At 70.3% G+C, this 13,804-nt stretch carries 12 protein-coding genes; 3 read left to right on the top strand and 9 right to left on the bottom strand.

The features are described 5' to 3' along the window. Positions 1-2 precede the first annotated feature (2 nt). Together QY307_10575 and QY307_10570 are read right to left on the bottom strand one after the other, a co-directional pair. Positions 3-920, bottom strand: coding sequence for a branched-chain amino acid transaminase (locus tag QY307_10575; GenBank protein ID WKZ82511.1), 918 nt, complete (start codon positions 918-920; stop codon positions 3-5). Between the two features lie 7 nt (positions 921-927). After that, on the bottom strand, positions 928-2,850 hold the full coding sequence (locus QY307_10570) for a S9 family peptidase (protein WKZ82510.1): 1,923 nt from the start codon (positions 2,848-2,850) through the stop codon (positions 928-930). Positions 2,851-2,915: 65 nt separating this feature from the next. On the opposite strand from QY307_10570, the gene QY307_10565 reads away from it, so the two are divergent. Both QY307_10565 and QY307_10560 read left to right on the top strand, forming a co-directional pair. Further along, a complete protein-coding gene (locus QY307_10565; protein WKZ82509.1) occupies positions 2,916-3,371 on the top strand; it encodes a phosphatidylglycerophosphatase A in 456 nt (151 codons plus the stop codon). Beyond that, positions 3,368-4,591: an MFS transporter gene (locus tag QY307_10560; GenBank protein WKZ82508.1), complete on the top strand. Its 1,224-nt coding sequence runs from the start codon at positions 3,368-3,370 to the stop codon at positions 4,589-4,591. Before QY307_10565 ends, QY307_10560 begins: the two co-directional genes overlap by 4 nt. A 9-nt stretch (positions 4,592-4,600) precedes the next feature. Here the strand turns inward: QY307_10560 and QY307_10555 are convergent, their stop codons facing one another. The 4 genes from QY307_10555 to QY307_10540 are packed head-to-tail and all read right to left on the bottom strand — an operon-like array spanning position 4,601 to position 7,307. Continuing rightward, positions 4,601-5,392 (bottom strand): substrate-binding domain-containing protein, encoded by a 792-nt coding sequence (locus QY307_10555; GenBank protein WKZ82507.1) that lies wholly within the window; start codon positions 5,390-5,392, stop codon positions 4,601-4,603. Next, the gene (locus tag QY307_10550) at positions 5,389-6,387 is read right to left on the bottom strand and encodes an ATP-binding cassette domain-containing protein (protein ID WKZ82506.1); all 999 of its coding nucleotides are present in this window, start codon (positions 6,385-6,387) and stop codon (positions 5,389-5,391) included. Before QY307_10550 ends, QY307_10555 begins: the two co-directional genes overlap by 4 nt. Continuing rightward, positions 6,384-7,079, bottom strand: coding sequence for an ABC transporter permease (locus QY307_10545; GenBank protein ID WKZ82505.1), 696 nt, complete (start codon positions 7,077-7,079; stop codon positions 6,384-6,386). The genes QY307_10550 and QY307_10545 overlap by 4 nt, the downstream gene beginning before the upstream one ends. Before the next feature lie 3 nt (positions 7,080-7,082). Further along, positions 7,083-7,307: a hypothetical protein gene (locus QY307_10540; protein ID WKZ82504.1), complete on the bottom strand. Its 225-nt coding sequence runs from the start codon at positions 7,305-7,307 to the stop codon at positions 7,083-7,085. 85 nt (positions 7,308-7,392) lie between these two features. Here QY307_10540 and QY307_10535 point away from each other — a divergent pair, with 85 nt between their 5' ends. Further along, the gene (locus QY307_10535; GenBank protein ID WKZ82503.1) at positions 7,393-8,871 is read left to right on the top strand and encodes an LCP family protein; all 1,479 of its coding nucleotides are present in this window, start codon (positions 7,393-7,395) and stop codon (positions 8,869-8,871) included. On the opposite strand, the gene QY307_10530 is transcribed toward QY307_10535, so the two are convergent. From QY307_10530 to QY307_10520, 3 genes are read right to left on the bottom strand one after another with little or no spacing between them, the layout of a single operon-like run. Then, positions 8,868-10,127: a hypothetical protein gene (locus QY307_10530; protein ID WKZ82502.1), complete on the bottom strand. Its 1,260-nt coding sequence runs from the start codon at positions 10,125-10,127 to the stop codon at positions 8,868-8,870. The two genes, QY307_10535 and QY307_10530, sit on opposite strands and share 4 nt — an antisense overlap. Next, complete coding sequence (gene pepN / locus QY307_10525; GenBank protein ID WKZ82501.1) at positions 10,100-12,616, bottom strand: aminopeptidase N; 2,517 nt, start codon at positions 12,614-12,616, stop codon at positions 10,100-10,102. Before pepN ends, QY307_10530 begins: the two co-directional genes overlap by 28 nt. Positions 12,617-12,628: 12 nt before the next feature. Next, positions 12,629-13,621 carry an NAD-dependent epimerase/dehydratase family protein gene (locus tag QY307_10520; protein ID WKZ82500.1) on the bottom strand — a complete coding sequence of 331 codons (993 nt, stop codon included), beginning with the start codon at positions 13,619-13,621 and terminating at the stop codon, positions 12,629-12,631. Between the last annotated feature and the right edge of the window lie 183 nt (positions 13,622-13,804).

The raw sequence follows: 13,804 nt of genomic DNA, 5'->3' as shown, positions 1-13,804 counted from the left end.
TCCTAGACGAAGTCCAACCAACTGCGATAGCGATCCAGGCGGCCGTGAACGACCTGCATGAACAGGTCCTGGGTGTGACGGGTGACCGGCCCCGGAGTCCCGTCCCGCACCGGACGATCGTCGATCTCGCGGATCGGCGTCACCTCGGCGGCGGTTCCGGTGAAGAACGCCTCATCGGCGTAGTAGAGGTCGGCACGGGTGATCGGCATCTCGACCACCTGGTACCCGTCGTCTTGGAGCAGGGTCATGACGCTGGCCCGGGTGATCCCGTCGAGGGCGCCGGAGGTGGTGGACGGAGTGGCCACCATCCCGTCGCGCACCAGGAAGAGGTTCTCGCCGCTCCCCTCGACCACGTAGCCCTCGTAGTTGAGCATCAGCGCCTCGTCGTAGCCTCCGGCGAGTGCCTCCTGCTTGGCCATGACGCTGTTTACGTACTGACCGGTTCCCTTGGCATTGGGGATCAGAGCCTCGTGGCCGATCCGGCGCCAGGAGGAGACCTTGGCGCGGATGCCGCGCTCCAGACCCTCCTCGCCCAGATAGGCGCCCCACACGAAGGCGGCGATGGCGGCGTCGATCGACGCCCCGGCCGGGTTGAGGCCCAGCGACCCCATCCCGTAGAACACTATGGGACGCAGATAACAGGCGGAGAGCTCGTTGACCCGGACCACCTCGAGGGCGGCCTCCACCAGCTCGGCCTGCGTCCATTCGATCGGAATGCCGAAGGCCTTGGCCGAGCCGATCAACCGCTTGATGTGGTCGGAGAGCCGGAAGGCGGCGGGGCCGTCATCGGTGGCGTAGACGCGGATCCCCTCGAAGGCTCCGGTGCCGTAGTGCAGACCGTGGGTCAGGACATGGACGTTGGCCTCGTCCCAGGGTACGAGGCGGCCGTTGAACCACACGAAGGAGGTGGGCTGCAGCATTCGCCTCCTATGTTGTCACATCGAGATGACGACGATGCCACTCCAGGATCGCCTCGAATCGCTCCCTCCGGTAACGAGGCCTTCCCCCGCGTGACAGCTCATGGCTGCTCCCCGGGAAGCGAAGCATCTCGGCCTCGACGTCGTTGGCGATCAGAACGGCGAACAGCTGCTCGGCCTGCTCGATCGGGCATCGGTGGTCGTCCTCCGAGTGCACGATGAGGCAGGGCGTGGTGATCCGGTGGGCCATGGCCAGCGGGCTCGCCTGCCACAACGACGACCACTCGTCATGGCTCCACCTCCCCAGGTAGTGGTGGGGGAAGGTGTGCCCGATGTCGGAGGTGCCGGCAAAGGACGTCCAGGAGTAGACGCCCCGCTCGGGGACCGCCGAGCGCCACCGATGATCGACGGCGACGATGCGGGCGGTGAGGAACCCGCCGTAGGAGCCGCCCATGATCCCCATCCGCTCGGGGTCCAGCCGGGGAAAGCGGGCCAGGGCGGCGTCGACCACGGTCAGCACGTCCTCCAGGTCCGGCGGGCGCTCCTCTGTCCACCGTCCCACCGGCACCCGCACGAAGTCGCGGCCCCGTCCCGAAGACCCTCGAGGATTGCACCCGACGACCCCGAACCCGGCGCCGGCATACACCTGGAACTCATCGAAGAACCCGAACCCGTACTGGGTGGCGGGCCCGCCATGGATGTTGAGCAGCAAGGGGACCTTTTCCTCCCCGGGGGGAAGCACCACCCAGGCGTCGAGCTCGACCCCGTCGTGTTCCACCACGAAGTGTTGCGGCTCCAACAAGCCGGCCTCCGCCCGAAACCCCTCGTTGAGCGCCGTGATGGTGCGCTCCTCGCCGCCCTCCCACCAGACGACCTCCCCCGGGTCGGTGGGGGTGGTGACCGTCATCACGAACGCCGAGCCGTCGGCACGCGTGGTGAGTCCGGTGACCAGGCGGTCGCCGGACGCCAGTCTGTGCCAGGCTCCGTCGTGCCCTACCCCGACCACCATGGTGGTCCCCCGGTCCTCAACCACGGATCGGAACGAACCATCGGCTAGCCACTGGGGGCCACCGGGCGCCACCGGCGGCGAGGGCACGGCGAAGTTGCGGTCGAGGTCGGCGGCGAGGCGCTCCGGGACCTCGCCCTTCAGGCGCCAGACCCCAGAGGTCCCCGGCTGGTCCCACGGGTCGGGATCGCCGATGAGATGGACGGTCCCGTCGGGACCGTAGGAGATCCCCGACCAGGCACCCACCTCGGCCAGCGCCGTGGGCTCCCCTCCGCCCGCCGCCACCTCCCAGGGCTGCTGGCCGGGATCGATGAACGCCCTCGGGTGGCGGGCGCTCAGGAAGCCGACGGCCTCGCCGTCGGGACGCCAGGCGACACCGGAGTCACGACCCGCACCGGAGGTGAGGCGCACCGGATCCCCGCCGTCGGGGTCCTGGACGAAGATGCTCCGGGTGCGATCGGCGAGCCACCCGATGCTGTCGAAACGGTAGTTGGGGCCGGCGACCCGCCGGGGTCGGCGCTTGCGTTCGTCGCCATCCAGGTCGGGGTCGACCAGCGTCGTGGCCACCACTGCCAGGCGCGAGCCGTCCGGTGACCACTCGGCCTCCTCGGCGCCGCCGTCGAAAGAGGTGAGCAGCCTGGCCTCCCCCCCTCCGGCTGGCATCACCGCCACCTGGGGCGTGGCACCCGGCTCGCCGGAAGAGCGAAGAAAGGCCAGCGACGATCCGTCGGGCGACCACCGGGGGCGAGAGTCCACGGGTCCGTGGGTGAAGGGACGGGCCTCGACCCCATCCCACAACCAGATGCGACGCTCATAGCGGTCCGAATCGAAGTCCATCCGGGAGACGACGAAGGCGACCCGCACCCCGTCGGGATGGATCTGCGGGTCCGAGGGCGTGAAGAAGCGATCGAGCGATGTCGGGTCCATGGGTGGCGAGGGTAACCGGTGGTCATGGGCCGGCGGCGGGGGATCGCCGCGTTACGCTCCGCCGAATGCGCCGCCTCCTCGCCTCTTCCCTCGGCCTCGGCCTCATCCCCCGGCGCCTGTGGGGCACCGACGCCGGGGCGGGCACCTTCGGTGCCGCCCTGGGCGCCGCCCTGGGCGGCGGGCTGCTGCTGATCGAGGCGGCATGGTGGGTGGGGGCGCTGCTCGCTGCGGCACTCCTGGTGCTCTCGGTCTGGGCGGCGCGCCCGTTCGCCTCGGACCATTCCGACCCCGGCTGGGTGTCCATCGACGAGACCGCTGGGACGCTGGTGGCCCTCATCGGGCTGGGCGGCCTCCCGTGGATTGTCGCCCTGGTGGTCGGCCGGCTGGCCGACATCTTCAAGGTCCTGCCCGGCGTGAGAGGCGCCGAACGGCTCCCCGGCGCCTGGGGTGTGACGGCCGACGACCTGATGGCCGGACTGTACGGACTGGCGGTGGGATGGGCCCTGACCATGGCGGCATGAGCGGCGCCCCCAAGCCGGTCGCCCGGAGACTCACCGCCACGCTGTTCGCAGGCGTGGCGATCAGCCGCACCGGCTACATCGCGGCGATCACCGTCGTCACCCTGGTGGCCAAGGACATGCTCGGCTCGGCGACCTGGGCCGGGCTCCCCGGTGCGGTGTCGGTGCTCGGCTCGGCCCTGGGGAGCACCCGCCTCTCGGCGCTGATGGAGCGTCACGGCAGGCGGCCCGGCATCGCAGGCGGCTACGCGATGATGGCACTAGGAGGGGCAGGGGCGGCGACCGCCACCGCCATCGGATCGTTCTGCGTGCTGATCGTCGCCATGGCGGTGTTCGGGTTCGGCGCCAGCGCCGACAACCTGGGGCGCTACGCCGCAGCCGACGTGCACCCTCCGGCTCGCCGGGGAACGGCGATCGCCTTCGTGGTGTGGGCAGGCACCATCGGATCGGTGGTCGGCCCTTCACTGCTCGGTCCGGCGGAGGACCTGGGAACGGCCCTGGGGATCGAGCCTCTCGCCGGCGGCTTCCTGCTGGCCGTGATCGGCGCCCTCGCCGCCATGGCGGTCATCCAGGTCCTGCTCAGGCCCGACCCCCTCACCTTCGCCGATCGGGGCGATCCCCTGGAGCCGTCCACCACCGGCCGGGTTCCCATGTCGCACGCCGCTCTGACCGCATTGACCGCACTGGCCATCGGACAGGTGGTCATGGTGGTGATCATGGCGATGACCCCCATCCATGTGCGGGACCACGGCCACGGCCTGGGAACGGTCGGGGTGATCATCTCCGCCCACACGCTGGGCATGTTCGCCGTGTCCCCGATCACCGGGCTCCTCGCCGACCGCCTGGGGAGGGTTCCGGTCATCGTCACCGGACACCTCATCCTGGCGGTGTCGGCCCTGCTGGCGGCGGTGGCCGACCCGGCCGCCAGCGGGGTGCTCACCGTGGCCCTCTTCCTCCTCGGGCTCGGCTGGAACTTCTCCTTCGTGGGCGGATCGGCCCTGCTCAGCGATGGGCTGTTGCCGGCTCTGCGGGTGCGGCGCCAGGGGCAGGGGGACTCGGTGGTGTGGGTCGGTGGCGCCGTCGCCAGCCTGGCCTCGGGGTTCGTACTGGCGGCGAGCAGCTACGCCGTGCTGTGCTTCGTGGGAGCAGCGCTGACCGTGGTCCCGTTGATGGTCGTGACCGGGGGGCGCCGCCTGGCGGCACAACGGAGCGACTCCGCCTGAGGTCGGCGATCATGGTGCCTGGTACACGACCTCGCCGAACCGCTCCCGCTGAGCGCGGTGCAGTGCGTCGCGGCCTTCCGGCGAGAGCAGCCACTCGACCAGGGCCGTCGCCTCCTGGGGGGCCCCCACGGTGAGGATGAGGTGGTACGGGTTGTCGAGGAGGGGCCCGGGAGCGAGGGCCGCCGGAACCAGGGAGAGGACCCCGGAAGCCTCCAGGTAGGCCCCCGCCTCGGCGAGAACGAAGGCACCCCGCGTTTCGGCCACCTGAAGCGTCTCCGCCATTCCCAACCCGGTCGTCGAGTACCAGGTCTCGGCCGATGGATCGATCCCGGCGGCACTCCAGATGGCGGCCTCGGCCTCGGAGGTGCCCGAGCCATCCGCCCGGGCGACGAACCGCTGTCCGGCGATGGCGGCGAACGCCTCGGCCGCCGACATCCCGGCCAGCGAGGTCACCGCCTCGGCGGGGCCGAGCAGCAGGAAGTGGCTCATCATCAGCAACTCGTATCGGGCGGCGCCCGCCTCCTCGAGGAACCGCTCCTCACTTTCAGGCGAATGCGTGATCAGCACAGAGGCCGTTTCGCTGCGGCCCAGCGCCAGTACCCGGGCAGTGGCGTCCCCGACCACGGAGATCCGCGCCTCAGGCCGCGCCCGCTCGTACGCGGAGACGAGATCGTCCAGGATCCCGGAGTCGACCAGCGTGGTGCCCGCAGCCACCACGACGCGTTCCTCAGCAGCGCCGCAGGAGGCGACTCCGAACGCCAGCACCGAAACGGCGACGGCGATACCCAGGGAACGCCTCACCTGGGAACGACCCTGACCGCCGTCGCCTTCACCGACAGTGTCACCACCTCGCCGACCTCCAGGCGCATCGCCTCGACGCTCCCCGGGGTGAGCAGGGCAGCCACGGTCACCCCGACTTCGGCCACCACCTCGACCAGCCTCCCCACCTGGCGGAGGGCGACCACCCGCCCCGTCCAGTGGTTGCGGGCCGATCCGCTGGCGGCGTCGCCTCCCCGGAAGACGGTCACCGTCTCGGCCCCGAACAGGGCGGTACCCGGCGCACCGACGGTGGCGTCGCCGAGGCCCCAGACCAGGACCCCCGACCCTGCGACCACGGCGGCCAGCCCGGGAGCGGCTTCGACCACCTCTCCGACCACGGCGTTGGCCACACCGAGCACCCCGGCCACCCCCTCGTCGGCGGGCAGCGACACCACCTCGGCGGCCGGCCCCCGCTGCCTGATCCGGCCGCCGATGAGCACCGCCATCTCGTCGCCGAGCATCACCGCCTCGTCCCGGTCGTGGGTCACCACCACCGCCGACCTGTCCCGCAGCGCATCCCGCACGATGGCCGCCACCGAGGGGCGGTCCGCCGCATCGAGTGCCCCTAGCGGCTCGTCGAGCAGCACCACTGGCTCGGACCTCGCCAGGACGGCAGCGAGCGCCAGCCGCTGACGTTCCCCGCCCGAGAGGGCGCGTCCTGGCCCTTCGAGCCTCCCACCGAGGCCCATCGAGGCAGCGAGGGCCTCGGCCCTCTCGATGCCGGCCGGGCCCGATCCCAGATGCAGTGTCCGTCGCGCCGGCCCGCGCAGCACCCACGGACGCTGCGGGAGGTACGCCGCCTCCACCCCGGCGCAACCGGGAGCCAGCCCGGCGATGCATCTCAGCAGCGTGGTCTTGCCGGCGCCGTTGGGTCCGAACAGGACCAGGGTCTCGCCCGAGCCGACGGTGAGCTCGTCGATGACGAGGTGCAGTGGCCCGAGATCGAGGTCGATGCCTGCGATGGCGATCCCGGTCATCGGGCCTCCCGGAGCTGCAGCCAGGTGAGCACTCCGTTGACCGCAAGGGCGAGCAGGAAGAGGATGATCCCGAGAGCCAGTGCCGCCCCGAACTCGGCGCGGCGCGCCTCCTGGACGATCGCCGTGGTGAGGACCCTGGTCTCGCCCTCGATGTTGCCCCCGACCACCAGGACGGCACCCACCTCCGACACCACGCGGCCGAAGGCGGCCGCCACGGCTGCCGCCACCCCCGGCCACGCCTCGCGTCCCAGCACCATCCCCGCCCGCCCCCGCGGCAGGCGCATGGCCCGGATGTGCTCGAGCGCCTCGGGCGGCAGGGACCGCACCGCCCCGGCCGTGACCCCGGCGGCGATGGGGATGGCGAGCATCGACTGGGCGGCGATCATGGCCGCCGGCGTGAACAGGAGACCCCATGATCCCAGGGGACCCTGATTCCACAGCAGGAGGAGCAGCACCAGGCCGGCGAGGACCGGCGGCATCCCCATGCCGGTGTTGACCAGGATGGTGAGCCCGGTGCGACCGCGGAACCTGCCGGCGGCGAGGGCGATGCCGAGCGGTATCCCGATCCCGGCCCCGATGACGGTGGCCAGCCCGGAGACCACGATCGTGAGGCCGAGGACCTCACGCAGCTCCGACCCGAAGGCCCCGAGGAGCTCCAGGGCGTCGCGCAGGACGTCCCCGAGGAACTCCATCGCCTATCTCACGTTGAAGTACCAGTACCAGGCGGCGGCGCTGAGCAGGCCACCGAAGATGGCCGCCTTGAACGCCTGCTTGGTGATCCCCCAGACGAACACGAAGGCGGTGAGGAGGCCGACGCCGAGCAGGATCGCTGCCAGGACCGGGTTCTCCTTCACCTGATCGATGATCTCTTCGGCGTTCTCGGGGATCGTCACCGGGATCTGGGCGAGAAGGTGGAGCATGGAGCCAGGTTAGACCCACACCGGCCAGGCGCGACACCAAACGTGCGGTCACTCCCAAACGCAGGGCACCCGTAACATGCCGCCGATGCCCCGCCCGAGCAACCCATTTCTCGCCGCGTTGCTCTCCGCCCTGGTGCCGGGGGCGGGTCAGTGGTACGCCGGGGCACGGCGGAGGGCGCGCCCCTACCTGCTGATCACCATCGGTCTCGTGGTGCCGGCGGCGTTCCTCTACCTGATGATCTTCTATGTCAGCGGCCTCGGGTTGGCGATAACGCTGTCGCGCCCCTTCTTCGAGCACCCGACCCTGCTGGGGGTCCTGCTGGTGGCCAACGCCCTCCTGCTGGTGTTCCGCGCCGTGGCGGTGGTCGATGCCTACCTGTTGGCCCGGCGGTCGTCGACGCAATCCCGGTCGGGCGGTGTCATGGCCGTGGGTCTGGCGGCACTCCTGTTCCTGACCGCCCTTCCCCACGGCTGGGTTGGTGAGCGCAACCTGCTCCTCTACGACCTGATGACCCACGATTTCTCCGCCGACCCCGGGCAGGTGCCGCTGGATCAGGTGACATCCACCACCGCTGGCGAAGGCGGCACCACGAGCAGCCAGGTGACTACCACGACGCTCTCCGATGCCTTCCCCGAGGCGGGCCGGGTGAACGTCCTGCTGATGGGCGGGGATGCCGGCGTCGACCGGGAGGGGATCCGCACCGACACCATGATCGTGGTCAGCATCGACCCGGAGACCGGATGGACGGCGATGCTCGGGATCCCCCGCAACCTGACCCACATACCGATCCCGTCGGACCACCCTGCCACCAACGCCTGGGACTCCTGCGACGGGTGCTTCCCGCTGCTCGCCAACCAGGTCTACGAATGGGGCCTGGTCCGGCCCGACCTCTTCGGCGGCCCCAACTCGGGCGGCAACAGCATGAAGGTGATCATGGGACACCTGCTGGGGATCGACATCCATTACTTCGCCCTGGTCGACCTGGAAGGCTTCATCGAGATCATCGATGCGATCGGCGGCGTGGACATCACAGTGACTGCCCGGATCTACGACACCGAGTACCCCAACCCCGACGGAACCTTCTCGGTGATCGACCTCCAGCCTGGCGAGTACCACATGGACGGCGAGATGGCCCTCTACTACACCCGATCCCGCCAGGGCTCCAACGACTTCGACCGGATGAACCGGCAACGGTGCCTCCTGGAGGCGATCGCCGCCCAGACCGACCCGGTGACCGCCATCCGCCAATTCCCCACCCTGGTTCCCGCCATCGAGAGCAGTGTCATCACCGACGTGCCGGTGAGCGTCATACCCGACTTCATCGGGCTCCTAGAGAAGGTGAACGTCGAAGAGGTGGTCTCGATCCGGTTCATGCCCGACGCCCCGGAGTTCGCCGGCACCCCGACGTCGTACATAGGCGCCTGGACCGACGACCGGTTCCCGATACCCGATCGGGAGTTCATCGCCGCCACGGTGGACACCGCGCTCTCCCTGCCGCCTCTGCAGGCAATCGAGCAGCTCAACCTGCAGCCGATCGACGACGTCTGCGGGAGCTCCGGCTAGGCGGCGACACCGGTGCCGTCGGAACGGCGGGCGGCGACGACCGTGGCGGCCAGGGCTGCGGCCTCACCGAGGGCGAACGCCATCGTGACCCGCAGGTCGGCACCCCCGCGGACGGCCGGCAGCGCCGCAGCCGCCACAACCAACCCCGCAAGCCAGGAGGCGGCCAGTGCCCCGGTACGACCCGCCGCCACCAGCACCTGTCCGGCGAGGAGCGCCGCCGATGCCAACACCATTCCGGCAGCGGCTGCCGCGGCCACTCCAGCCGATGGGGTGAAGCCCTCCCCGAAGAGCAGGCCGATCACTGCCGGTCCGAACAGCGCAGACAGAGCAGCCGCCGGTACTGCAGCGGCGACACCACCCCAGCCGAACCGGGTCGCCCAGGCGCCCAGCTCGCGGCCGCGCCCGGTTGCGGCGAGCGTGGTGAACGGCGGCAGCAGCCGGGCCAGAAGGTTCTGCACGACGACGATGGGGGCCCGGAACACCTGGAAGGTGACGAACACCACCGACATCAGGCCGGGTTCCGAGTCGAGCAGTCGGACCGCCAGCGGCGCGGCGAGGAGCAGCACCTGGGAAGCGGCGGCGGCCAGTACGAAGCCGCCGAGAAACCGACCGGCCCGCTCCACCCGCTCGACACCCCTCGGGGTCCTGCCGAAAGGCCGCCAGGCCAGGGTGACGAACCCGGCGAGGGCAAGAGCCCATCCGAAGCCGGGTCCGCTTGCCGCCACCGCCACCACCACCAGGGCGAGCGCCAGGCGAACCATCGCCACCGCCCCGCTCACCAGGCCATAGGCGCGAAAACGCCTCGCTCCGGCGAGACGGCCCCGCCCCACGGCCATCACCGTGTGGCTCACCACCGACACCAGGGCGATGGCCACGTACCAAGCATCGCCTTCGAAGTAGCGGTGGCGGGTCAGCAAGACGAATGTGGCCACGCCGATGCTGCCGGCGACCACGACCGCCGTCACCAGCACGCCTCCCCCGGTGAGCCCCAGGGTCACCCGGCGCACCTCGAACTGCTCCACGGGGAGCAGAAGCACAGTGAACACCAGGAAGTGCACAGTGAGCAGGGCCGTGACCGGATCGAAGCCCTCCGGACCCAACGACCTGCCACCGATCACCTGGAACGCCACCACTCCCAGGGAGGCGACCAGCGTCCCGGCGACTATGTAGGGCGTGCCGTCGGTGGCGTATCGCCTCGCCGCGGAGTCCCCGGCGGGGCCGCCTGCGCTCATTCCGACGCCGCGGCGGCGCGACATCGCAGTGCTCGGGCGAGGTCGTCGTCCTCCTCGACGAGCATGCGGCGCAGCATGGGCCCGATCTCGGCCCCGGCAAGAAGGGCGGCGATCCTTCCTCTCAGCTCCTCGTCGACGCGGTGCCGGGGGAAGAAGGTGGCGAAGTAGGCCTTCGCCTCCTCCGCCTCGTACTCGACGAACCGATCCGGAAGGTCGTCGAAGAACGGCGAGACGAATGGCTCGACCAGCGCCGCCTGGGAGCGGCGCCAGAACCCGGAGGCGGCGGCGCGGCGCATGGCGAGCGACCCGTGACCGTCGCCGTGGATGCGGTCCCACGCCTCCTGCTTGGCCCCGGCTTCGGGGCGCGAGGATCCGGCTGAGGCCATGGCTCGATCGCCCCGGTCTGACGGGTCGCGTTCCCGTTCTCCGGCGAGCCTGGCGTCGGCGCCCTCGACGCCGAAGGCGATCGCCTTGACCGCCACCGACCACCGCATGTCCTGATCCACCAGCAGCCCCTCAGGAGGAGCGTCGACCAGGGCGGCGGCAACCACCAGGTCGGGCGCCGAGGCGGCGACAGCGACCAGCGTCCTCGCCCACAGCACGCGGGCGTCGCCCTCGGGTACCGACTCCACGGCGGCGCGCGCCGTGGCGACGAACCTGCTCGCCGCCTCCTCGATCCCATCCTCGGGGAGGAAGCGGCCGATCACCGTCGGCAGGGTTGCCGTAACCATCTCCACGATCGGGAGCGACCGCTCATCCGGGAGGAGGCGCTCCACGAGGCCCATGTATCGGGGAGCGGGAAGGATGGCGTCACGGGTCATCTCGTACAGGGACGCCCACACCTGCTGGCGCAGCAGGGCGTCGTCGAGCCGGCCCATGTCGTGCGTCACGAACTCGAGCGAGCCCGGGTCGAGGACGACCTTGGCGAAGGCGTGGTCGCCCAGGTTGGGGTACACGAAGGCGGGGACCGGAAGGCCTTCGGCCTCGGGCACGACTGCGGTGACCCCCTCGATCACGCCCGGCACCGCAGTGACGGCGCCCGATGCCGACACCAGGGCGATGTCCAGGTGGTGCGGCCGCAGGTGGGGATGGTCGTCGGGCGCCGACTGCATCAGTTCGAGGCGGGTGATGGTGTCACCGGTCGAGGTGAGGGTGGTCCCGATCGTGTTGAGTGAGGGAGTCTTCAGCCAGCGCGCCGCCCAGCCCACGAGATCGAGGCCGCTGCCCTCCTGCAGTGCCGCCAGGAAGTCGGCGAGGTTGGCGTTGCCGAAGCGGTGACGGCGAAAGTAGGTGTGCAGGCCCGCCGAAAAGCCTTCGATCCCGCTGGCGCGCACCAGCTGCTTCAGGACCGCAGCCCCCTTGCCGTAGGTGATGCCGTCGAAGTTGAGGAACACCTCGTCGGTCGAGGCCACCGAATCGGCGATGCGATGGGTCGTGGGGCGCTGATCCTCCCGGTACGCCCATGCCTTCATGCGGAAGTTGAAGTCCTGCCACACCTCGTGGTCGCCCAGCGCTTCGAGTGCCAGGTAGCCGGCGTATGAGGCGAACGACTCGTTGAGCCAGATGTCCTCCCACCAGCGCATGGTCACCAGGTCCCCGAACCACATGTGGGCGAGCTCGTGGGTGAAGTACTCCGCCCGACGCCGCACCCGATCGGCGGTGGGCGGCTCACGGAACACCACGGTGTCGGTGTAGGTGACGTTGCCCACGTTCTCCATGCCCCCCCAGTTGAACTCGGGGACGAACGCCTGGTCGTACTTGTCGAAGGGATAAGGCTCGCCGAACAGACCGGCGAAGTACTCCATCGCACGCGTGGTGGTGTCGAACAGCGACGCGGCGTCTCGCTCCAGGTGTGGCATGAGAGATGCACGGGTGAGGAGCCGCATCGGCACCGGTGCCTGGCCGGCGGAGATCGACCCGTACTCTCCGGCGACGATCGACATCAGGTAGGTGCTGAAGGGTTTGGTGGTGGCGAACCGCCGCCGTTCACGCCCTTCTCCGACATCCTCACGCTCCACCTCCGACGAGGGACCGGTCACCTCCCAGGTGGAGGGGGCGGTCACCGTCAGGTCGTAGGTGGCCTTGAGGTCGGGTTGGTCGAAGCAGGGGAAGATGCGATGGGCGGAGTACGGCTCCAACTGGGTGTAGAGGTACTCCCGTCCGTCCTCGGGATCGATGAAGTGGTGCAGCCCCTCACCGGTCCGGTCGTAGGGGCGCCGGTAGGAGACACGGATCCGGTTGTGCGACCCGAGGATGGAGGCGGGAAGGGAGATCCGGTGGCCGTCCCACTCCGGGTCCGACTCGGCCCCGTTCACCTCGAACGACTCGATGCGCCCGCCCATCCACTCCAGGAAGGTGTCCCCGCCGGAGTGGTCGAACTGAATCGTGGCCTCGCCGCCGAACTCCTTCTCGCCGGCGGCGAGATCGATGTGCAGGGTGTACTGGACTCCGGACACCTGCTCGGCGCGCCGGGCGGCCTCGTCGCGGCCGAGACGGTCTCTTGATGTGGTCATGGTTCGAGCTTTCTACCAGGAGGCCGGCTCGGCCTCGAAACGGTCACGGAGCAGCCACTCGACGGCGTCGGGAAGGCCGTCTTCGAGGGTCCTCGGCGCGAACCCGAGCTCGGAGCGCGCCTTGGCGTCCGTTCCGAGGTAGGTCACGCCGGTGGCGACCCGCAGCCGGTCGGCGGTGGGACGGAGCCAGGGGATCAAGACGGAGGCGAGGCGAACCGCCCCGGCCGCAGGCCATACGACGGGCGCCGGCAGCGGGATCGGGGGCGTCCGGCGGCCCACCAGGCTTCCGGCCAGGGCCAGGACCTCGCGTACCCGGCGTGGCTCGCCGCCGACGATGTAGGACTCACCGACCCGCCCGAACTGCATCGCCAGCAGGTGAGCCTGGGCGACATCCTCCACGTGCGCCCAGCAGAAGGCGGACCGGGCCGAGACGAACCAGGCGCGCCCCACCAGGTAGCGAGCCAGGACGTCGGCCATCAGGCTGGTGTCGCGGGGGCCGTACACCGCCCCCGGCAGCAGCACCACCAGGGGAACTCCCCCGCTCATGGCGGGCTGCAGCACTTCGCGATACACCCTCGCCTTGATCCGGTCATGGGCGGTGAGATGCTTCCCGGTGAACCGGTACGACTCGTCGACGACCTTGCCCCTGGTGTCCGAGTTGATCCCCAGAGTGGATGTGACCACGAGGCGGGGTATCCGGTGCTCGCGGACCAGGTCCACCACGGAGCGGGTGCCGGTGAGGTTGACCGCCTCGGCGGTGGAACGGCGGCCGAACCCGATCCGATGTCCGGCGAGGTGGAACACGCCCTCCACGTGTCGGATCGCAGGACGCAGGCTCTCCTTGTCCACCACCGAGCCGACGTGGGGCTCGACCCCGTAGGCAGCGATCTCGCGGGCCTGCTCCCGGTCGGCGACCAAGGCCGTCACCCGGTGGGAGCCCTCGAGCAACTGGGCGGTCACATACCCGCCGACGAACCCTGTGGCTCCGGTGACGAAGTAGTGCACGGGCGGAATGGTATCCGGGCGGTCGATCGGCATCGGCGAGGAGCCTCCCCTCCCCCGACGGGGGAGGTGGCCCGAAGGGCCGGAGGGGGCAACAGGCGACAAAGGTCTGTCAGGGTCTGCCCCCCCACCCGGCTTCGCCGTACTCCCCTGCAGGGGGAGGAATGACCGGGCTGATCGCACTTC

Source organism: Acidimicrobiia bacterium (genome assembly GCA_030584185.1).
Classification (GTDB): Bacteria; Actinomycetota; Acidimicrobiia; order Spongiisociales; family UBA11373.
Note: the sequence above shows the minus strand (reverse complement) of the source record. Positions and strands in the feature narration are given on the sequence as shown.

Excerpts from the sequence above, each read along its gene's own strand:
- QY307_10575 (WKZ82511.1), bottom strand. The coding sequence starts at position 920 with ATGCTGCAGCCCACCTCCTTCGTGTGGTTCAACGGCCGCCTCGTACCC.
- QY307_10570 (WKZ82510.1), bottom strand. The coding sequence starts at position 2,850 with ATGGACCCGACATCGCTCGATCGCTTCTTCACGCCCTCGGACCCGCAG.
- QY307_10565 (WKZ82509.1), top strand. The coding sequence starts at position 2,916 with ATGCGCCGCCTCCTCGCCTCTTCCCTCGGCCTCGGCCTCATCCCCCGG.
- QY307_10560 (WKZ82508.1), top strand. The coding sequence starts at position 3,368 with ATGAGCGGCGCCCCCAAGCCGGTCGCCCGGAGACTCACCGCCACGCTG.
- QY307_10550 (WKZ82506.1), bottom strand. The coding sequence starts at position 6,387 with ATGACCGGGATCGCCATCGCAGGCATCGACCTCGATCTCGGGCCACTG.
- QY307_10545 (WKZ82505.1), bottom strand. The coding sequence starts at position 7,079 with ATGGAGTTCCTCGGGGACGTCCTGCGCGACGCCCTGGAGCTCCTCGGG.
- QY307_10540 (WKZ82504.1), bottom strand. The coding sequence starts at position 7,307 with ATGCTCCACCTTCTCGCCCAGATCCCGGTGACGATCCCCGAGAACGCC.
- QY307_10535 (WKZ82503.1), top strand. The coding sequence starts at position 7,393 with ATGCCCCGCCCGAGCAACCCATTTCTCGCCGCGTTGCTCTCCGCCCTG.
- QY307_10530 (WKZ82502.1), bottom strand. The coding sequence starts at position 10,127 with ATGTCGCGCCGCCGCGGCGTCGGAATGAGCGCAGGCGGCCCCGCCGGG.
- pepN (WKZ82501.1), bottom strand. The coding sequence starts at position 12,616 with ATGACCACATCAAGAGACCGTCTCGGCCGCGACGAGGCCGCCCGGCGC.